This window comes from Pseudomonas artemisiae, from assembly GCF_057128685.1.
Map to the genome: position 1 here is coordinate 233190 of NZ_JBSKHS010000005.1, position 20154 is coordinate 253343.

The 20154-nt window shown below is 61.5% G+C and carries 14 protein-coding genes; 3 read left to right on the plus strand and 11 right to left on the minus strand.

From position 1 onward, the window contains the following. Positions 1-5: 5 nt before the first annotated feature. On the minus strand, positions 6-359 hold the full coding sequence (gene copC / locus ACWKV4_RS08640) for a copper homeostasis periplasmic binding protein CopC (protein WP_483831660.1): 354 nt from the start codon (positions 357-359) through the stop codon (positions 6-8). Between the two features lie 167 nt (positions 360-526). On the opposite strand from copC, the gene ACWKV4_RS08645 reads away from it, so the two are divergent. After that, on the plus strand, positions 527-1534 hold the full coding sequence (locus tag ACWKV4_RS08645; protein ID WP_483831661.1) for a LacI family DNA-binding transcriptional regulator: 1008 nt from the start codon (positions 527-529) through the stop codon (positions 1532-1534). Here the strand turns inward: ACWKV4_RS08645 and ACWKV4_RS08650 are convergent. From ACWKV4_RS08650 to ACWKV4_RS08675, 6 genes are all read right to left on the minus strand, one after another. Next, the gene (locus tag ACWKV4_RS08650; RefSeq protein WP_483831662.1) at positions 1531-2268 is read right to left on the minus strand and encodes an SDR family oxidoreductase; all 738 of its coding nucleotides are present in this window, start codon (positions 2266-2268) and stop codon (positions 1531-1533) included. The genes ACWKV4_RS08645 and ACWKV4_RS08650 overlap by 4 nt on opposite strands. Beyond that, positions 2261-3802: an FGGY-family carbohydrate kinase gene (locus tag ACWKV4_RS08655; RefSeq protein WP_483831663.1), complete on the minus strand. Its 1542-nt coding sequence runs from the start codon at positions 3800-3802 to the stop codon at positions 2261-2263. Before ACWKV4_RS08655 ends, ACWKV4_RS08650 begins: the two co-directional genes overlap by 8 nt. A gap of 9 nt (positions 3803-3811) precedes the next feature. Further along, positions 3812-4903: an alcohol dehydrogenase catalytic domain-containing protein gene (locus ACWKV4_RS08660; protein WP_483831664.1), complete on the minus strand. Its 1092-nt coding sequence runs from the start codon at positions 4901-4903 to the stop codon at positions 3812-3814. A 74-nt stretch (positions 4904-4977) separates the two neighbouring features. Then, positions 4978-5982 (minus strand): ABC transporter permease, encoded by a 1005-nt coding sequence (locus ACWKV4_RS08665; RefSeq protein WP_483831665.1) that lies wholly within the window; start codon positions 5980-5982, stop codon positions 4978-4980. After that, positions 5957-7456 carry a sugar ABC transporter ATP-binding protein gene (locus ACWKV4_RS08670; RefSeq protein WP_483831666.1) on the minus strand — a complete coding sequence of 500 codons (1500 nt, stop codon included), beginning with the start codon at positions 7454-7456 and terminating at the stop codon, positions 5957-5959. Before ACWKV4_RS08670 ends, ACWKV4_RS08665 begins: the two co-directional genes overlap by 26 nt. A gap of 52 nt (positions 7457-7508) precedes the next feature. Continuing rightward, entirely contained in the window at positions 7509-8438 is a 930-nt protein-coding gene (locus ACWKV4_RS08675; protein ID WP_483831667.1) for a substrate-binding domain-containing protein, read from the minus strand. Positions 8439-8618: 180 nt separating this feature from the next. On the opposite strand from ACWKV4_RS08675, the gene ACWKV4_RS08680 reads away from it, so the two are divergent. Then, positions 8619-9347 carry a DUF4198 domain-containing protein gene (locus tag ACWKV4_RS08680; RefSeq protein ID WP_483831668.1) on the plus strand — a complete coding sequence of 243 codons (729 nt, stop codon included), beginning with the start codon at positions 8619-8621 and terminating at the stop codon, positions 9345-9347. Between the two features lie 60 nt (positions 9348-9407). On the opposite strand, the gene ACWKV4_RS08685 is transcribed toward ACWKV4_RS08680, so the two are convergent. Beyond that, positions 9408-11240: a bifunctional diguanylate cyclase/phosphodiesterase gene (locus tag ACWKV4_RS08685; protein ID WP_483831669.1), complete on the minus strand. Its 1833-nt coding sequence runs from the start codon at positions 11238-11240 to the stop codon at positions 9408-9410. A 163-nt stretch (positions 11241-11403) separates the two neighbouring features. On the opposite strand from ACWKV4_RS08685, the gene ACWKV4_RS08690 reads away from it, so the two are divergent. Beyond that, positions 11404-12648, plus strand: coding sequence for a M20/M25/M40 family metallo-hydrolase (locus tag ACWKV4_RS08690; RefSeq protein WP_483831670.1), 1245 nt, complete (start codon positions 11404-11406; stop codon positions 12646-12648). 56 nt (positions 12649-12704) lie between these two features. Here ACWKV4_RS08690 and ACWKV4_RS08695 read toward each other — a convergent pair whose 3' ends face one another. From ACWKV4_RS08695 to eprS, 3 genes are all read right to left on the minus strand, one after another. Beyond that, the gene (locus ACWKV4_RS08695) at positions 12705-13610 is read right to left on the minus strand and encodes a bestrophin family protein (RefSeq protein ID WP_483831671.1); all 906 of its coding nucleotides are present in this window, start codon (positions 13608-13610) and stop codon (positions 12705-12707) included. Between the two features lie 221 nt (positions 13611-13831). Next, positions 13832-16966 carry an autotransporter domain-containing protein gene (locus ACWKV4_RS08700; protein ID WP_483831672.1) on the minus strand — a complete coding sequence of 1045 codons (3135 nt, stop codon included), beginning with the start codon at positions 16964-16966 and terminating at the stop codon, positions 13832-13834. 159 nt (positions 16967-17125) lie between these two features. Next, on the minus strand, positions 17126-20128 hold the full coding sequence (gene eprS, locus ACWKV4_RS08705) for an autotransporter serine peptidase EprS (RefSeq protein ID WP_483831673.1): 3003 nt from the start codon (positions 20126-20128) through the stop codon (positions 17126-17128). Between the last annotated feature and the right edge of the window lie 26 nt (positions 20129-20154).

Genomic DNA, 20154 nt, shown 5'->3' on the forward strand with positions numbered 1-20154 from the left:
CAGCCCTATTGCACGGTAAACCGGTACTGGCCTTGGCTACGGTGAGTATCCACCGACACCACCTTCCACTGCACCTGCCAGGCACCGGCCTTCAGTAACGACACCGGGGTAGCTATCAAGGTAACAGGCGTGCCTTGGGCCAGGCTCAGCTGGGTTTTGACGGTCTCACCGCTGTCACTGACCAGCGTTACCTCGCTAAATGACAGTTCGATCCCCTCGCTAAAACTCAGGCGTACCTGTGTGGGCGCCGCCACGGTACTGTTTTCGGCTGGGCTAGGTTGACTTAGATGCGCATGGGCCCAGGCCCCGCTACTCAGACAAGCGGCAAGGGCGGCGGCGATCAGAACACGTGCTTTCATGGGTAGGCTTCACTCCGTAGGCAAGCAGGCACCACCTCATGGGCGGCTTGCGGCCATGATAGCGCCCGGCTGGGTTACTCGCACGATCAACTACTTGCCGCGGTTGCGGGCGCGGCGCGATATGGGATCATGCACGTCTCTACCGCCAATGCCGGAGCACTGGGCAGATGAACAAGAAGGTATCGGCCACCATCACGGACGTGGCCCGGCGGGTAAACGTAACCACCATCACAGTGTCCCGTGCGTTCAACAAGCCTCACTTGGTCAAGCCGGGCACCCTGGAGCGGATTCTGACCGCCGCCCGCGAACTGGACTACGTGCCCAACGCCTTCGCGCGCGGCCTCAAGCGCAGCGAGAGCCTGATCGTTGGAGTGATTACCGCATCGGTGGACAACCCGTTTTACAGCGAGATGATCAAAGCCATCTCCCGGGAAGCCAAAATACATGGCTATACCATCATGCTCATCGACACCGACGGCTCACCGGACCTTGAAGAAAAAGCGGTACAGACGCTGCTGGGTTACCGCGTGGCGGGGATCATTCTTTCGCCAGTCTCCGATGAACCCGCTTACCAGCCCGGTTACCTGGGCCGGCTGCGCAATGGCGAGGTCCCCGTGGTGCAGTTGGACCGCACCTTGACCAGCGCGCCGTTTAGCCAAGTGGTGCTGGATAACTACCACAGCGGCATGAAAGGGGCGCGTTACCTGCTGAGCAAGGCCGCTGACTTGCGGCGGCTGCTGGTGCTGACTGGCCCTGAAGGCTCACGGATCAGCCACGACCGCCTCGAAGGCGTAAAAGCCGCCATCGCCCAGAGCCCGCGGCCGATTCACCTGGACATACTGACCGGTGACTACACCCTGGAGCCTGCCTATGCGGCCACCCTGGGCTACCTGCATAGTCACCCCCTGCCCGATGCCATCTTCGGCTTCAATCAGTTGATCACGCTGGGCGCCCTCAAAGCACTGCGCGACCGCGGCATTTCCCGTAATCAACTGGCCATCTGCGGCATCGACCGCCTGCCCTTTGCCGATATCTTCGACTTCCCCATCGCCTGCGTCGCCCATGACGGCACCTTCGCTGGCGCCTCGGCAATGCGCTTGCTACTCGAACGCATCCGCGACCCCCTCAAGGCCCAGGCGCGCCAGGTAGTGGTTGGGGAGTTGGTCAATGGTTAACGGCTGGTATACCCCCCATCGACCGGTAAACACACGCCGCTGATCATGCCCGCCCCCTCACTCAGCAAAAACAGCACCGGCGCCGCGACTTGGGCGGGTTCGGCGAAGCGGCCGAGGGGGATGGCAGCGAGCATGGGGTCGCGCTTGGCGGGGTCACCCCAGGCCATGGTGGCCATGGGTGTGAGGGTAACCGTAGGATTGAGTGCGTTGACCCGAATCCCATGGCGGCCCCACTCACCGCACTGCACCCGGGTCATGGCATCCATGGCAGCCTTGGACGCGCAATAACTCAGGTGGTTATCCAGCCCGACCATGGACGCCTGGCTCGATACATTAACGATGCTCCCGGCAATGCCTTCGGCGATCATGCCCTGGGCTACCTGGGCAGCGATGGCGGCCGCGGCACGCACGTTGACTGCCATCACCTGGTCGAACAAGGCCGGGTCCAGCTCTGTGGCCGGATGAAGCCAGGCGATACCGGCACAGTTGACCAGGCCGTGCAACGCAGGCAAGGCGGCGCAAGCCTCTACCACTGCAACAGGGTCGGCGATGTTCACGGCGATGGCCGTTGCGCCCTGACGGGCCAGGCTATCGAGCGCGGCCTGATCTCGGCCCATGGCATAGAGGGTCGCGCCAGCGGCCAACAACTGCTGAGCCACCTCAAAGCCAATGCCACTGGTGGCGCCGGTGACCAGCACCCGCTGGCCAGCGAAGTCAAAGTTGAGCTTACTCATCCTGAACGCTCCGTAAACGGTGGAAGACGGCTTTGAGCGCTGGGTAGCATTGGCAATAAACCTCGAACAATGGCGCATAGACGTTGGCATTGGCTGGGTTCGGCGTGGCGCGATGGCGCAGGCGCACCCAGCCCTGCTCCATGTGCGCCTCGCTGACCAACCCCGCTGCCCGTGCCGCCAGTAAGGCCGCGCCATAGGCGGCTTCTACGTTTTGGGCAATGGTCACTACCTCGAAACCGGTAACGTCGGCGATGATCTGCATCCACACGTCCGAATGGCTGGCCCCACCCACCACAATCAACTGCCGGTCCAGTTCGCTGGTGGCTCGCCGCCCGGCCTCGATGTTATGCCGCAGGGCGTAGGTCACCCCTTCCAGCACGGCCCGGTAAAGATGGGCCTTGCCATGAAGCAAGCCGAGCCCGATAAAGGCGCCGCTGGCTTTGGCATCCCAGATCGGGCTGCGCTCGCCCATCAGATAGGGCAGAAACAACAGTGCCTCACTGCCTGCCGGCACCTGGGCAGCCATTTGCTCCAGCGCCTGGTGCGGGTCCGTGCGGTCGGTAGCGGCCTGGATCACCTCAGCCTGGCAAAACTGTTCGCGAAACCAACTGACCGAAGCGCCTGCGGTGAGCGCACCGCCGAAGCTGTAGAGGTCGTGGGCCCCGTTGTACACATGGGGGAAGCTGACCAGCCCATGCCGAGCGTCAGCGCTGTGGGCCAGGTAACCCCAACACATGCTGGTGCCGATCATCGCCACATGTTTGCCGGGGCGGTTCACGCCTGCAGCGAAGGTGGCCATGGCCGCGTCCACGCCCCCGGCCAGTACCGCGGTACCCGGCGCCAGGCCGAGCCGTGCGGCGGGTTCAGGCAACAGCCCGCCTATGACCTCGCCGGCGTACAGCAGCCGATGCGGCATCAGCTTTTGGTCGATACCCAAGGCCTGGAGCATAGGCTCGGACCAGCAGCGGGCTTTTATATCGTAGATGCCGCCGATGTTGCCGGCGCTGCTGTGGTCCGCCGCCAACTGCCCGGTAAGGGCATGATTCACATAACTGTTAGGGGGCAATAGCCAGCGCACCTGCGCCCAGACCTCCGGCCGCTGCTGCTTGAGCCACAGCATTTTGGTAAAGCCGTAGTAGCTGTCTACGCCGTTGCCCGTTACCTCGTGCAACTGAGCCAGGTCCTGCTCAGCGTTCACCTGGGCCACCTGGGCCTCGGCGCGGCGGTCCATCCAGATCAAACAAGGGTGTAGCGGCTCGAAGGCGTCGTTGACCGGAATGCCTGAACCGCCATAGAGGCTGCTGACACACAGTGCCTTGATCTGCGCCGGGGGTACACCAGCGGCCTTGGTACAGGCCGCCACGCACTGATACACCGCGCCCAGCCAAACCTGTGGCCATTGCTCGGCCCAGCCAGGCCTGGGCGTGTCCACTTTATAGGCCTGGCTATGCTGGGCAATTACCGTACCGTCTTCGGTCACCACCAGCGCCTTGGTGCTTTGAGTGCCGATATCTATGCCAATCACATACGCCATAACGCGCCCTCAGGCTTGAGTCGCCGGTTTGAGCAGCACTTTGATAGAGCGGGTGGAATTGGCCAACTCGAAGGCTTCGGCGAAGGCATCCAGGCCAAAGCTATGGGTCACGATCCCCTTGGACGTGATCAGCCCACGCTCGAACAAATCAATGGCGACCGGGTAGCAATACGGCCCCAGGTGGGCCCCGCGCACGTCCAGCTCCTTGCGGTCGCCGATGATGGACCAGTCCGCGCTGGTGTCGGCGCCAAACACACTGAACTCTACAAAGCGCCCCAGCTTGCGAATCAGCTCCAGGCCTTGGGTTACCCCCGCCGGCACGCCGGTGGTCTCGATATACACGTCGCAGCCATAGCCATCGGTAAGGCCGGCGATGACGGCCTTGGCATCGTCCCGCGCGGGGTTGATGATCACATCGGCGCCGAACTGCCGCGCCAGCTCCAGACGCTCATCCACCATATCGATCACCACCAGCTTGCGCGGGGTTTTCAGGTGGGCCACCTGCACCATGCACAGGCCCAGGGTGCCGGCACCGGCGATCACCACTACGTCGTCGAGCTGGATGTCGCCACGGTTAACCGTGTGAATGGCGCACGCCATGGGCTCGATCAGCGCGCAGTCTTCCAAGGGGATGGCTTCAGGAATCTTATGCACGATGGCAGTACGGGGCACGCGCATGTACTGAGCCATGCCGCCTTCGGCCACTTCGCGCTGGAAGCCGAAGATGTTGTGCACCTCGCACATCCAATATTTGCCGCTTTTGCAGAAGCGGCATTTTTCACAGGGCACGATCTGCTCGGCGATGACTTTATCGCCCACCTTCACTCCAAAGTGCTCCTCGGCGCCCTCCCCGGCCTGCTCCACATAACCGAAGAACTCGTGGCCCGGCACCACCGGCGCCTTGACCCAGGGGCTCTCGCCGCCCCAGAACATGGCCGCGCCGGAGTGGCACTTGCAGTCGCTGGCGCAGATGCCGCAGGCACCAATTCGCAATACCAGCTCAAAGGGCCGGGCCTGGGGTTTGCCAATGCGCTCAAGGCGGTAATCCTTGGGCGCATGGCACACAACAGCTTGCATGGTGTTCTGATTATTGTTGTCCATGACGGTGTTCCTTTTAGTGAGGGCGAAGGAGCCCGGGCAGCCCCCAGGGCCGCCACGCGGGGGTAGCTATACCGTTAGCGGGTTCGTTGACGGCTGATGAAAATCGCCAGCAGGATGATCCCGCCCTTGATTACGCTTTGAACGTAGGGCGATACGCCCAGCATGTTCAGCCCGTTGTTGAGCACGCCCAACAACATGGCGCCCACCAACGTGCCAAGGATCACGCCACGGCCACCGGCGATAGAGGCACCGCCCAGCACCACGGCGGCAATGGCGTCTAGCTCAAAGGCTGCGCCCGCATTGGGCTGGCCGCTCATCAAGCGAGACGTCAGCACCAGGCCCGCCAATGCCGCAGTAAAGCCGCTTATGGCATACACCAGCAGCTTGAACCGCGCCGCGCGCACGCCGGAGAGCCGTACCGCCTCCTCGTTGCCGCCAATGGCGTACACGTAGCGGCCCACGCGGGTGTGCTGAAGCATTACCCAGGCCAGCAGGTAGGTCACCAACATAATCAGGATCGGCACCTGAATGCCCAAGGCCTTGCCACGGCCAAAAAACGCGAACCAATCCGGCAGGCCGGCGATGGGGTAGCCGTCGGTGTAGAGCAGCCCCAGGCCACGGGCGATACCCATGGTGGCCAGGGTGACGATGATCGGCGGCATATGCAGGTAGGCCACCAGCACGCCGTTGCCTACGCCGAACGCGGCGCCGATGGCCAGGCCCGCCGCTATCGCCAGCGGCGCGGGAACCCCTGCTACCAGCAGCCCGGCAGTGAGGGTGCCAGAGAGCGCCATCACCGGCCCCACGGACAAATCGATGCCGCCGGTAAGGATGACGCAGGTCATGCCCACGGCGATGATCGCGTTGATGGACACCTGGCGCACGATGTTTTCCAGGTTGGCGCCGGTCAAAAAGTTATCGCTGGCAAACACCATAAAGGTGGTGACCACCAGCAGCCCTACGAAGGGGTAAAAGGCGGGCGAGCGGATCAGTTGCCGGGCCCAGTCGTTGGCAGGGCGCGCAGGCGGCAGTGCAACGCCTTTGGCGGGCGTGTCAGTGTCGTAGGCTTGCGGTCGCATGGCGCATGACCTCCTCGGGATGAATGGCGCTGCCTTCCAGGGTGGTGACGATGGCGCCTTTGTTGAAGACGGCCACTCGATCGCTCATGCCAATGATTTCCGGCAGCTCGCTGGAAATCAAAATGATCGAGTAACCCTGTTCGGTGAGCGTGCGCATCAAGCTGTAGATCTCGGCCTTGGCACCCACGTCGATGCCCCGGGTGGGCTCGTCGAAGATCAGCACCTTGCATTGGTGGTTGATCCAACGGGCGATCACAACCTTCTGCTGGTTACCTCCGCTGAGGTTGATCACCTTGCTTTCCGGGCTCGGCGCCTTGATGGCCAGTGCCTGCATCAGGCCCGCCACGCTTTCGCGCTCCCGGCCGCGGTCCAGCAACCTGGCCACGCCCTCGTATTTACCCAAGTTGTTCAGCGAGATGTTTTCCCGAATGCTGAACTCCATCACCAGGCCTTCGCTCTTGCGGCTTTCCGGCAGCAGGCCGATGCCGTTGGCCAGGGCGTCGGCCGGGTCCCCAAGGCGCACCGGTACGCCATTGAGCAGCACCTCTCGCTTGACGCTAGGCAAGGCGCCGATCACGGCCAAGGCCAGTTCCGTTCGGCCAGACCCCACCAGGCCAGCGAAGCCGAGGATCTCCCCACGGCGCAACTCGAACCGGTTGCTCGGCCCGTTGCGGGTGCGCTGCAGGTGCTTGACCTCCATTACCACGTCACGCGTTACCCGCTCGGGCTTGGGCGGAAAACCGCTGGCCAGCTTGCGCCCAACCATCATCTGCACCAGTTGGTCAATATCGCTATGGGCAGTGGTCATGCCGCCCGCGTTAGCGCCATCGCGTAGCACGGTAATGCGGTCACACACTTGGAAGATTTCTTCCAGATGGTGGGAAATGAAAATCATCGCCACACCCTGACGCTTGAGTTCGCGCATCACGTCGAACAGCAACGCGGCTTCCCCCGGTGTGAGGGTAGCGGTGGGTTCATCGAGAATAAGCAAGCGTGCATCCAGGGCCAGGGCCTTGGCGATTTCCACGAACTGCTGTTGGGCCACGCTCAAATGCTGCACCGGGCAGCTTAGGTCCATGTCCACCCCGAGCCGCGCGCACAAGGCCCAGGCCCGTTCGCGCATGCTGCGTTTACGCAACAGGCCGAAACCATTGACCTGCTCGTGGCCCAGAAAGATATTGTCCACCGCGTTCAGGTAAGGGATCAGGCTGAACTCCTGAAACACAATGCCAATACCGACCGCGATAGCATCATGATAGGTGGCGAAACGGCGCGCCTGCCCATCGAAATGAATGGTGCCGGTATCCGGGTGCTCCACACCGGCCAGGATCTTCATCAAGGTGGATTTGCCCGCGCCGTTTTCCCCCAGCAGGGCATGGATCTCGCCCTGCTCCACCGCCAGGTCGATGGCCTTGAGCGCCTGCACGCCATGGTAGCGCTTGGATATGTCGTTCAATTGCAAAAGGCTGCCCATCGCTCACCCCGCCTGCCACATGCCTTGGTCGTACTTAACCGCCGGTGTTGACTCACCAGCTAAAGGTTTTGGCTTTGTCGCGGTCCACCAGCAGGATGTCCACCGGCACCGCCTTGGGCACCTGGGCACCCCACTTGCGCGCCAGGGCCAGGCCCAGGGCCAGCCGTACCTGGTCACGGGGGTATTGGGCGGAAGTGGCAATGAATTTGCTGTCTGGCTTTTGGATTTCCTTGATGGCATCGGGGGCACCATCCACGCTCACGAGTTTGACATCCATGCCACTGGCCTCGATGGCAGCCAGCGCGCCGAGAGAGCCGTTGTCGTTGACGCTGAACAAACCTTTGAGGTTAGGTTGGGCCTGGAGCATGTTTTCGGTGACCGTAAGGGCCTGGTCACGCTCTTGCTTACCGTTCTGGGTGCTGACGATCTTAATGCCAGGGAACTTGGCCAGCGCCTCCTTACAGCCACGTACGCGCTCCAAGATGGGCACCACGGCAATGCCGTCGAGAATGCCCACGTCGCCTTTGCCGCCGAGTTTTTCGCCCAGGTATTGGCACGCTTGCACCCCGGCGTCGAAGTTCTTCGAGCCTACGAAACTGTCCAACGGCCCCTCGGCCTGGGCGTCCACGGCAACCACTACCACGCCTTTGTCATGGGCCATTTTCACCGCCGACTGCACCCCTACCGAGTCCGTAGGGTTGATCACCAAAATATCGATGCCTTTCTGCAACATGTCTTCGATGTCGCTGAGCTGCTTGGACACATCGTGGCGGGCATCGGTGACCAGCAAGGTAGCCCCTATGCTGCTGGTGGCCGCTTCCAAGGCGCCTTTCATGGTGACGAAATAGGGGTTGTTGATTTCTTGGAAGGACGCACCGACCTTCAAGGCCATGGGCGCCGCGTGAGCGGCCAGGGGCAAGGCGGCTACAAGCGCGGTGGCGATAAAAGTGCGAGCGAAACGAAACCCAGCGAAGGTGTGCATAGCGTTAGACCCTGTCGTTTGTTGTTTTTGTACAGAATGTCATCGTTAACATTTTTGAAACTAGCAGAGCGTTACATCCGTGGCAAGGGCGACCGGTGGTAAATATGTAGTTACAGTCTTGAACAGCAGCCCCTTGCTCAGCTAGGTACGATCGTAGATTCCCAGCCTAGAGAGCTTTCTATGATTTCCGCCCGTCTTATTACCGCCGCTGTCGCCCTGCCCCTGTTTATCAGCACTTCTGTCAGCGCCCACGGCCTGTGGATGGAACATCGTCGCGGCAATATTGAAGTGGTATTCGGCGAAGGCGCCGAAGACGATGCCTTCGACCCCGCCAGCGTGACCGAAGGCTGGGCCTATGGCGCGGATGGCAAGCCGGTGTCGGTGAAGATCGATCGTTTGAAAGACCACGCTCGCCTGGTACCGGCCAGTGAGGCTGCCGTTACCGCCGTTACCTTCGATGCAGGCGTGTGGAGCGAAAAAGCCGACGGCAAGTGGGAAAACAAAGGCCGTAGCGAGATAAAAGACGCCAAACAGGCACTGCATGCGTTCAAGTACAGCGTTGCCCTCAATGGGCCGTACCAAAAGTTGCCGGCGATGAACCAGCTTGGGCTGGTGATCGTGCCTGAAGTAGACCCTTCTACCTTAAAACCTGGGCAGTCGCTGCCGGTCAAGGTATTGAATAACGGCAAGCCACTGGCCGACGTCAGCGTGTTCGGTGACTACCGTGGCGCGCCTACGGCCGTTAGCGGCAAAACCAATGCCGAGGGCCGGGTCAGCCTCCCTATTCGCAACGAAGGCTTGAACGTACTGGCCGCCGAGGCTTCAGTACCCGTCAAAGGCGACAAGAATGTCGACAGCAATGCGTATTTCACCTCGCTGACCTTCGTGGGCGCACCCCACGCGCAATAACCTACAGCCGCAGTCACGGCGCACGGCTCCGAGGGCCAGCGCACTGGCTTACTGGCGCTATTACCCGGCTAAACGATAGCCGCTGCGGCCTTGGCGTTTGGCGTCATACATGGCCGCGTCGGCTTGGCCTACCAAGGTTTCGGGGGATACATCCCCACCCTCTGGGTATAGGGTCACACCAATGCTGGCGCCGACTTTCAGGGTAATACCCGAGACCACAAAAGGTCTGGCCATGGCCGCGCACAGGTTTTGCGCGATCCGCTTGGCAATTTCAGGAGTATTCACCCCGTGGGCCACTACCACAAACTCATCCCCCGCCAGCCTGCAGGCGAAGTCTGCCTTGCGTACCGTGCGCTGTAGCCGCGCGGCTACCTCCTTGAGCAACCCGTCCCCAATGTCATGGCCATGGGCATCGTTCACACCCTTGAAGCCATCCATATCCAAGAACAGCAGTGCGAATGCCTGCGCGCCCACACGGGTCGATTGCTTGAGCATTTCGTTGAACGCCCGGCGATTAGGCAAGCCGGTAAGTGAATCGCGCATGGCCTCGTCCCGCAAAGAGCGCTCCATCTGAGTGCGCTCGGTGACATCCTGGGACATCACGAAAAAGCCATGCACCTCGCCGTCGCGCATGTCGGGGATATAGGTCGCGGCCCATACCCGGTCAGCCGTGCCCTCATAGCGCACCTGCTCATGCACCACCCGCTCCCCCGCCAGGGCGCGCTGGAAGCAGGGCTCCAGTTCCCTGAACAGGGCTGGTGCCAGTACGTCTTGGATATGTTTGCCTATTAGCGTCTCCGGGATAATGCCGAATACCTGGCGGTACACATCGTTGTTAAACAGGTAACGCAGGTTACGGTCTACGTGAGAAATCAGGATCGGCAGGTTATCGGTGATGGTTTGCAGGGCACCGCGGCTGCGTTGCAGCTCTGCGGTACGGGCCTCTACCCTATGTTCGAGTTCGGCCTGGTGCTCTTTAAGCAGCGCTTCGCTGTGTTTGCGCGAGGAAATATCCAGAATGTCCGCAATGCAATGCAAAGGGCGCCCTCGCCCATCCCGCACCATGGCCACACTCACCTCTACCCATACCCAGCTGCCATCTTGGCGCAGGTAGCGTTTCTCAACCGAATAGGCATCTCGCGAGCCTTCCACAAGCGCCGCATGGCGAGCCAGGTCGCCTTCCAGGTCGTCCGGGTGGGTAATGTCGGCAAAACACTTATCGACCAGCTCCTCACGGCTGTAGCCGGTGAGCTCACAGAGCTTGGTGTTGACCTCGGTAAACTGCCCGTGCAAGTTTACCAGCGCCTTACCCGTAGGGGCCTGTTGGAACACAGTGGCAAAGTGCGCTTCCACTACAGCCCGGGCCTTGCGTTCTTCGTCATTGACCACCCGAATGTCCGTGGCCACCGCGCGTTGCAGGATTTCACGCTCTACCATCCCGGCCAAGTCAATGAACGCGGCCTGTTGCGCAACACTGAGCACGCGGGGTGAGGTATCCAAAACACACAGCGTGCCTAATACCAAGCCGGTGTCAGTGCTCAGTGGCACGCCTGCGTAGAAGCGCAAGAAGGGTGCCCCAACGACCAGGGGGCTATTACAAAACCGTGAGTCTGCAAGGGCATCTTCTACCAACAGCATGTTGCGGCTTTCCAAGGCATGGGCGCAGAAAGCCATATCACGTGGGGTTTCGCTCAGCTCTGTGCCGACCTTGGATTTGATCCACTGCCGGTTGGTATCCACCAGGGACACCAGCGCAATGGGCACCTGCAACAATTGGGCAAGCACGCGCGTGGCGCGATCGAAGCATTCCTCGGCCGGCGTATCCAGCAGGGCAAGGCTGTGCAACATTCGTACACGCGCCGCTTCGTTGGCGGGAATGGGAGCAATTTGCATGATAGGTCTGACCAAGGCCCTTCAAGTCCGTGCCATCCAAGTATGGGATCTAAAACCTGTATGGCTAGTTTTGTATCGGGTACGGCCGCATCAACTTGAATGGAAAATCCGCTGCGCTTCTGAGCTACAGTGAAGGCGCCTTCACAAAACTTAAGGATTGCTTGTGACATTTCCCTCCCTGCGCTCTCACTTGGCCTGCGCTCTTGGCCTGACACTCACCTTCGGGGCACTGGCCCCAGCCCTGGCCGAGCCCCACAAACAAATTCAAGCCAGCGCCGAGCACTACCAGGGCGATGCCCTTAAGTTGCTTGAGCGCCTGGTGAACATCGACTCGGGCTCTGGCTATGAACCTGGCCTTTCACAAGTGGCTGCTATCAGCATTGATGAGCTGAAAAAACTCGGCGCAACCATCGAAATGGTCCCCAATACCCCACCGGATAAAAGCAAACATGTGCTGGCCACGTTGAAGGGCACCGGCAAGGCCAAAATCTTGCTGATGGCCCACATGGACACGGTGTTCAAGGAAGGCTCGGCGGCGCAACGGCCGTTTCATATCGAGAACGGCCGCGCCTATGGCCCAGGCGTGATGGACGACAAGGGCGGTATCGTTGCGGGCATCTATGCCTTGAAAGCGTTGCGTGACCTAGGCTTTAAGGACTACGCGCAGATTACCTTCCTGCTTGATGCCAGCGAGGAAACCGGCTCGGATGCCGCCACGGCGCTGATCAAGCAAACCGCCAAGGCCCATGACGTAACCCTGAACCTTGAGCCTGGCCGCCCCGCGGACGGGTTGGTGGTGTGGCGTAAAGGCAGTGCTACTGCACTGGTCGAGGTCAAAGGCAAGGCTGCCCACGCAGGGGTAGCACCCGAGCTTGGCCGTAATGCGGCCATGGAAGCGGCGCATCAAATTCTGCAACTGGGCAAATTGGGCAATGAGGAGAAGAAAACCACTGTCAACTTCACCGTGCTCAATGCAGGCGATCGCACTAACGTGATTCCGGACCAGGCTACCGCCAAGGCGGATGTACGGGTGGCGGTACCGGAAGAATTCGACCGCGTGGAGCAGGACATGGCCAAGGTCTCGGCCAACAAGCTGATCCCCGACACGGACGTGAAAACCAGCCTGCTGCGCGGCCTGCCGCCCATGCCGCAAACCCAGCAATCCGACGCGCTGGTGGCCATGGCTCAAGGCATCTACGGCGAACTGGGCCGCACGCTAACCATCGAGGGCAGCGGCGGCGCGGCGGACTCCAGCCTCTCGGCGGGGGTTGGCACCCCTACCCTGGACGGCTTCGGCATCGTGGGTGGGAATATCCACACCCCCGAGGAATACGCGGAAGTGGGCAGCGTTAGCCCACGGATCTACCTGCTGGCGAGGATGATCATGGCGCTGTCAGCCAAGCATTGATCCCAGCCCCCGCAGCTTTGATAGTGCGGGGCCGTTGAGTCTCAGGCAGCTAAACCTTATCGGGCCGCCATCTCCAGCGCCCGCGCGCCACCTAGAGAATCCCGAGTCATGGACTCCAGGTTCTTCTCGATGGTCTGGCAGATGGTGTCCATCTGAATCTCATGCTCGCTGGTGCGAAACGGGCTTTGCAGGTCCGTACCGATCCGCTCGATGGCCAGTAGCATAAAGCCCACCACCGTAGAAGCCGCGGGTGTGAACCAGCCTAGGGATTCCACCAGGCCCACAGGTACAATCAGGCAGAACAGCGAAATAAACAGCCTGGGGAAATACACATAGGGGTAAGGCAGCGGCGTATTGGCAATGCGCTCCATGCCACCTTGGCTGTTGGAGAGCTCTACCAGCGTGGATTCCAGCCGTGCCAGGCGGATGCTATCGAGGCGGCCTGCTTTGTATTCCGATGCCAACAGAGCGGCGGAGCCGTTAAGAATGTCATTGGCGAAGTTGTTGGTGGTGCCTGCCCGAGCAAACTCCTCGGCAGGTACGAAGGCTTTGACCTTTTCGGGGCAGGGTTGGCCACGCAATTGGGCGGCCAGGCAATTCACATAGCCCACATGGCGTTGGAGCAGCACCGCCTTGACCGGGTTTTCCTCGGCGCCTGGGTTATCCACGAAGGTCAGCACTTGGCGGGCGAAGCTGCGCGAATTATTGACCATCGCCCCCCACAGGGTGCGTGCTTCCCACCAGCGGCCATAGGCGCTGCTGTTACGAAAGCTGATCAGCACCACCAGCGCCGAGCCTAGCAGGGTCAGGGGCATCAACGGCAGGTTGATCTTGCTGTCGAGCACGAGCATGAAATCTACCGTAACGGCGATGTCCCAAAGCAGCAGCCAGAATAGCGCCCACCCCACATAGCCCATGGTCTTGATGACCAGGCGGTATTTCCTGACGATGGCAGCTTTCAAAATGACCTCACAGCAAACGGTAATAAGCACCAATGCCTAGCTCGGACGTCAATTTTCGAAGAAAGGTTCGTGGGCAGCCCCTTAACGGATGAAACGTTTCAGGGCTGACGTGGCGCTGGCCGTTTTGCCTGCAATCGGGCACGGCAAAAGGCTTGAATTCAACAGCGCAGGCTTAGGCCAGAGCACCTAAGCCCGCGCAGGCTTTCAGGCAGCGCTTGAGGTTAGAACTGCCAATCCAGCGACAGCCCTACCCCATGGGCTTTGTCACGGGCGCCCAGCAGGCCGTTGTAGTCCAGGTTGACCCGCGCATCCCGGCTCAAGGCAAGGCTGGCGCGGGCACCCACTACAGCGGCGTCCCGGTCCATGGACACGCTTTGCACGGCAAAGGTATTCGCCCCGCTGGCAAAGGCCAGGTGCTGCTCGGCAGAGGTATCGCTCAGGTTATGCTGCCAGCCCAAGGTACCGGACACGTCCAGCTTTTGGGTGTCGGTAAGGTTGAAACGGCTACCAGCGCGTACGCCCAGGGTAGAGAGCACGGTGTCGCGGGCATCGTCGCTACCCTTGAGCGCCGTGGCACCACCCTTCTCGGTGAAGCTGTCGCTGTCCAGGTGCACATACGCCAGGTTAGCGAAGGGTTCCAGCGCCAGGGGTTGCAGGTTTAGGCGATACGTTGCTTCGGTGAATACCTGGGTCGATTGCGCATCGCGCTTGACCTTCTGGCGGTCTGCCGAGGTGCCCAGTTGCAGGTCACGCTTAACGTCAATGCGGTGCCAGCTATGGGATGCACCCGCGGTCAGGCGTAGCGGCCCTTCCTCATGGCCAATGTAGATACCCAGGTGGTAACTGTCCGCCGAGGCGCGGGAGTGGGTATCGTCGCCCATCCCTAAAGAGGTATCGCTGTAACCGGCCATGGCGCCCAGCCGGGTGTGCTCAGCCACCAAACCGTCCACACCCGCGAGCAGGCCGCCCAAGGACGAGGTTGAACTGGCGCTGTCGCTGCTGCCGGAGTTCTTGCCCCAAGCGCCCAGCCCCTTCACCCAGACGTTGTTGTTTTCACTGCCCGGCGCTGGCTGGTCATACAGCCCTTCGACCCGTAGGCGATCGCCTACCGCATCACGCACCTGGCGACTGTCATTGATCAACTGGGTGGCGATGGCCGGGTGCACTTCACCGGACAACTGGGTATAGGCACGCCGAGCGGTAGCGGCATCAGGGCTCAACAGCACCTCTTCATATACCGCATTGCCTACGCCCAACTGCTCGGCGGCAGCGGCCACGTTAGCCTGGTTGGACGTTTGCGCGGCGCTGGCAAAGCTGTCCGCGTTGCGTTCCAGCGCCAGGGCAACGCCCGTACCGCTGTAGGCCAGGTTGCCGTCAAGGAAGGCATAGTTATCCAACACGGACCCAAACTGGCCCTGCACGCCACCGGCGGCTTGCAGCACGTTGAACTGCTGGCCCAGCGCGCTGGTGATTTCGCTAGTGGTAAGGCTGAGGCCGTTTTCCAGCGAGAGGGCCATGGTGGCACCGCTCACGGTGGCCTGCCCGCCAGTGACGATACGGTCGCTACCCGTGGGCGACAACTCCACCACATACACAGAGCCTGGCGCCAGGTTAAGGTCCCCGGCCACTTGCAGGGTGCCCACGGAATTACCCGGCGCTACCGTACCGCCACGGTTGGCGGTCAGGGACGCCAGGCGACCGTTGCCACCTACTATACCGGTGTCGTTGACGGTGACCGCGGAGGCCAGCGAACCGTTGACTGCTAAGCGACCTTCATTGACCAGGGTTGGGCCGCTGTAGGTGTTGGCGCCGGTCAGCACTAAGGTACCGATACCCAGCTTGGTCAAGCCACCATGACCAGAGATATCATTGCTCCATACATCCCGCCCGCATTGCGGCCCACTGCAGATGCGCTGGGTCGGTTTGCCGGCATCGACCACCGCGTCTACACCGGGCAAGTTGGCCACGAACTGGCTATCGCCATAGGCGCCGCTGATACGAAATTCAGCAGGAATATCCGCCTCGGTGACGAACTGGCTCGGGCCGTTGACGGCCTTGCCCAGGTTGATCATGCCCCAGCCATAGAGCGCGTCCACGCCAGGCGCGCCCAGGTCTGTGGCGGTGGTTTTCAGCACCTCGGCGACCTGCGCGCCGCTCATGTAGGGGAAGCGCTCCATCAGTACCGCCATGCTGCCCGCCACATGGGGCGCGGCCATGGAAGTACCGTTTTTGTTGGCCCAGCCCACGGTGAGGTCTTGCAGGCTGGTGCCGTTGAGCACGGAGCTGTAGATCCGGGTACCGGGGGCCGACACGCAGAAGCTGGCCGTGTAGCCGCAACGGGAAGAGAAGGTACTCAAGATATAAGGGGTGGCGCCAGCGGCCGAGGTGTCTGGGTTCTGCTGCAGGGCGGCGACGGTCAACCAGTTGGGAGCGATGCCTGGTACGAAATACCCCAGCCCGGCCATGGCGTCCGGGTTGTTCAGGTTGTAATCATTACCCGCGGCGAAAATGGTTACCACACCGCTGCGCGCGGCATCGATGGCGCCCTGGTAGGCCCCGCCTGGGCGAGTGCCGAGAATCTGTTGGATTTGATCGAACTGCAGTTGCGCATCCTGCACGGTAAAGTGCGCGAACGCCGGGTCCCGGCCGCCCTGGTCAAAGCGGTCGGTGATGCCGATGCCCCAGCTGTTGTTGATGATGCGCGCGCCACTGCTGACCAGGGCATTCCAGCCAGCCTGGTACACCGCCCCGTCATTGCCCAGCACGATACCGTCTTCCGGGCCTGGATCGCCGTTGTCGGCGCTAATGATCTGGGCGTTGAAGGCCACGCCATGCATCGGCCCGCCATCGCGGTTGCCGCCGGCGATGCCACCTACATGGGTGCCATGGTTACCCAGCCTCCCGTTGGAGTCGGGGGTAGGCGTGCCATCGTAACGGAAAGGGTCGCCCGCCTTTACCGGAATATAAGGGTCGGTGTACTCGCGGACACCACTGGTCACCAGGTTGATCACTTTGTCTGGGTTGGCGAATTCCGGGTGCGACGCGTACACCGGCTGGTCGAAAATCCCTAATTTAACGCCCTTGCCGGTGTAACCGGCCGCGTAGGCCTGATCGGCATTGATCGCGCCCAGCCCCCATTGGTTGGTGAACTCGGGGCTGTGCCAACTGGCGGCATTTCCCGCCTGCCCGGCTTCCACGTAGGGCGCGGCCTGAGCTACGCCAAGGGTGGCCAGGTAACAGGCCAAGGCGCCACAAGACGCGTGATTAGCCGCGCGAATGGCTCGCCGAATGGCTTGCCGAATGGCTTGCCGAATGGAGCTGACAGCAACCTGCCCAGTAGTGGATGGCTCTTTCATAACTACGACTGTCCTTAGTTAGCGCACACAAAACCCTGCGCGAATGCCGCCTTGGCATCCGCGTTGTTCTTTTTTCCAACGGTGGGTGGGTTGAAGCTTTGGGCTCTACGAAAGCGGCGAGCGAAGGCTAGGCTCGCCTAGCCGCTTTTCATCCAGACCCTAGAATTGCCAGTTAAGGCTCAAGCCAATACCATGGCTTTTTTCACGGCTGGCCAGTTGGCCGTTGTAGTCCAGGCTAACGCTGGCCTCACGGCTCAGGGCCATGCGAGCGTGGGCACCCACCAAGGCCGCGTCACGCAGCAAGGGCGAGCTTTCAATGCCGAAGCTGCTGCCACCGGCCGCAAAGGCCAGATGTTGCTCCGAATCGGTATCGCTCAGGTTGTGCTGCCAGCCCAGGCTGCCGGACAGGTCAACCTTTTGCCGATCGTTGATGGCGATGGTTTTAAGCGCCCGTACACCCAGCGTGCCGAGTACGGCTTCACGGGTATCGCTGCCTGATGTTAGGGCCGCCGCATCACCCTTCTCAGTGAAGCTATCGGTGCCCAGGTGTACATAAGCCAGGTTAGCGAAGGGTTCGAGTACCGCAGGCTGCAACTGAATGCGGTACGCCGCCTCGGTGAATACCTGCGCGGTTTGCGCATCGTGCTTGGTTTTCTCCCGACCACTGGCGCCGCCGACCTGCACGTCACGCTTGGCGTCGATACGGTGCCAGCTGTAGGCCCCGCCGAGGGTCAAGCGCCATGCGCCGATTTCGTGGCCCAGGTAGGCACCCACGTGGTAGCTGTCGACCGAGGCGCGGGAGTGGGTGCCCGAGCCCATATTGACCGAGCTATCACTGTAGCCGCCTACCAGGCCGAGGCGCGTGGCTTCACCTACGTCACCGTCGACACCCGCCAGCATGCCCCCAATGGACGAGGTATAACCCGCCGTGTCACTGCGTGAATCGGTTTTGCCCCAGGCGCCCAGGGCCTTGAACCAAACGTTGTCCTGCGCCTGCGTATTGGCATCGGCGCCAAACATGCTGGCCCCCAGGCGCTCACCGACCGCATCACGCACATAGCGGCTGTCGTTGATCAACTGGGTAGCGACTGCCGGGTAAATCTCCCCTGACAGCTGCTGGAAGCTATCTCGGGCCGAAGCGGCGCTTGGGGCGAGCAGCAGGTTTTCATACACCGCGTTGCCCTCCCCCAATTGCTCGGCGGCCGAGGCCACCGCTGCCTGGTTAGGGGTACGCGCCACGCTGGCGAAAGCCGCGGTACGCTCGATGTTCAGTGCAACCCCGGTAGCGGCGTAGTCCAGGCGGCCGCCAAGGAAGGCATAGTTGGAGGTAACCGCGGCGAACTGCCCGTTAACGCCATTGGTAGCTTGCAGCACATTGTACTGGCGGCCCACCAGGGTTTGGCCAGGCGTGGCATTCAGGGCCAGCGGCGTTGGGTCCAAGGCCAGGGCCATGTTGGCCCCCGACACCGTGGCGATACCGGTGGCCACAATACGATCACTGGCGGTAGGCGAAAGCTCTACGGCGTAGGTGGAACCTGGCGCGAAGGTCAGGTCACCATTGACCTGCAGGGTGCCGATCGAGTTACCCGGCGCGACCTGCCCGCCGCTTAAGGCCGTAAGGTTACCGACTTGGCCATTGCCGCCCAAGGTGCCACCGGCATTTACCTGCACGGCGGAAGCGAGAGCGCCGTTAACCGACAACAGGCCACTGTTGACTTGGGTAGCGCCGCGATAGGTGTTGTTCCCTTCCAGGATCAACCGGCCCGCGCCGGACTTGATCAGGCTGCCTTGGTACTGGCGCTGAGCAGCCGCCGCGGCGCGGGCGGTGCCCACGGCGTAATCGGTTTGGTCCTGTTGGCTGGCGGTGCTGGCCACGCCGTTCTGCCAGCCCTTGTTGACCACCGTTTGCTGCCAGGCGGCCTGTTCAGCGGTATCTTCGGCCTGGCGTTGGATCAACGCCTGGTCAGAAATATCGTTACTCCAGACATCGGTTTGGCCGGCGCCCAGGGTGGCATCGAAGGTGCCCAGCAACTGGCCCGGGCCACGCATGGCCCGCTCCAGGTTAGCCACACCCCAGCCCACGGTACCGTTAGGGGCCTGGGTCACTGAACCGTCAAGTTGGGTGGCGGTAGTGAGCAGTACCTGCAAGGCCTGCTCGTTGCTCATGTAAGGGTAGCGCTCCATCACCAGCGCCAACGCCCCGGTAGCATGGGGCGCGGCCATGGACGTACCGGACTTGAGCGCATAACCACCACCAGGGACGGTACTGTTGATCAGCCGCCCAGGCGTGGTGATGCACCAGTACTTGGCGATACCGCACTGGTTGTAACGCTGAGCATTGGCGCTATCCAGGCCGGACACCGCCAGCCAATGGCCTTCAAGGTCTGGCTCGAAGTACGGCAACGCAGAGCGCACGCTGGCGTTGGCATAGCCGGTATTGCCAGCACTGAAGACGTTGATCACACCCTTGCGCGAGACATTGGCCGCTTCATCCAGCCAGGTGCCCCGGTTGTAATGCTGGGCATAGGCAGCCTGCACGCCCTCCAGGGTCGCGTAGGTCACATCCGGCGGCTGGCTACCCCAACTGTTGTTGATGGCTCGAACACCGGCATCGGCCAGGGCGCCATAAGCGGCCCTGAAATACAGCGGGTCTGGGTTAGGGCCGAACAGAAAGCTATCGCTCTGGTTGGTGTTGGCCACATAGATTTGCGCGTTGTACGCCACGCCATGCATGCCAACGCCATCACGGGCCGCGCCCATGGTCCCCGTCACGTGAGTGCCGTGGGTGTCGTTGTTAGGGTTAATGGCACCGGTAATGCTAAAGGGTGAACCATCCACATAGGTGCCAGTGGCCGTTACCGCGTGGTAGCGGGATGGGCTGGCTTGCGGATGAGAGGGGTCAAAGCCTGAGTCCAGCGCGCCGATCTTTACGCCGTTGCCGGTGATCCCAGCGGCATAGGCCTGGTCAGCCTGGATACGCCCCAAACCCCAGTCACTCTGGAACTCTTCCGAGCGCCAACTGGCTGCATCGCCCAACTTCCCCGGCTCTGCATAGTCGGCATAGGCCGAGCAGCCAAAGGTAAAAGACAACGCGCAAAGTGCGGTCTTGGTTGCAGGCTTAACGGAATAACGGACAGCATTAGACGTCTTGAACCTTCGCATCCCTGCATACCTTCTTATTTGTTAGC

Excerpts from the sequence above, each read along its gene's own strand:
- ACWKV4_RS08650 (WP_483831662.1), bottom strand. The coding sequence starts at position 2,268 with ATGAGTAAGCTCAACTTTGACTTCGCTGGCCAGCGGGTGCTGGTCACC.
- ACWKV4_RS08685 (WP_483831669.1), bottom strand. The coding sequence starts at position 11,240 with ATGCAAATTGCTCCCATTCCCGCCAACGAAGCGGCGCGTGTACGAATG.
- copC (WP_483831660.1), bottom strand. The coding sequence starts at position 359 with ATGAAAGCACGTGTTCTGATCGCCGCCGCCCTTGCCGCTTGTCTGAGT.
- ACWKV4_RS08665 (WP_483831665.1), bottom strand. The coding sequence starts at position 5,982 with ATGCGACCGCAAGCCTACGACACTGACACGCCCGCCAAAGGCGTTGCA.
- ACWKV4_RS08655 (WP_483831663.1), bottom strand. The coding sequence starts at position 3,802 with ATGGCGTATGTGATTGGCATAGATATCGGCACTCAAAGCACCAAGGCG.
- ACWKV4_RS08670 (WP_483831666.1), bottom strand. The coding sequence starts at position 7,456 with ATGGGCAGCCTTTTGCAATTGAACGACATATCCAAGCGCTACCATGGC.
- ACWKV4_RS08680 (WP_483831668.1), top strand. The coding sequence starts at position 8,619 with ATGATTTCCGCCCGTCTTATTACCGCCGCTGTCGCCCTGCCCCTGTTT.
- ACWKV4_RS08675 (WP_483831667.1), bottom strand. The coding sequence starts at position 8,438 with ATGCACACCTTCGCTGGGTTTCGTTTCGCTCGCACTTTTATCGCCACC.
- ACWKV4_RS08700 (WP_483831672.1), bottom strand. The coding sequence starts at position 16,966 with ATGAAAGAGCCATCCACTACTGGGCAGGTTGCTGTCAGCTCCATTCGG.
- ACWKV4_RS08645 (WP_483831661.1), top strand. The coding sequence starts at position 527 with ATGAACAAGAAGGTATCGGCCACCATCACGGACGTGGCCCGGCGGGTA.
- ACWKV4_RS08660 (WP_483831664.1), bottom strand. The coding sequence starts at position 4,903 with ATGGACAACAATAATCAGAACACCATGCAAGCTGTTGTGTGCCATGCG.
- eprS (WP_483831673.1), bottom strand. The coding sequence starts at position 20,128 with ATGCGAAGGTTCAAGACGTCTAATGCTGTCCGTTATTCCGTTAAGCCT.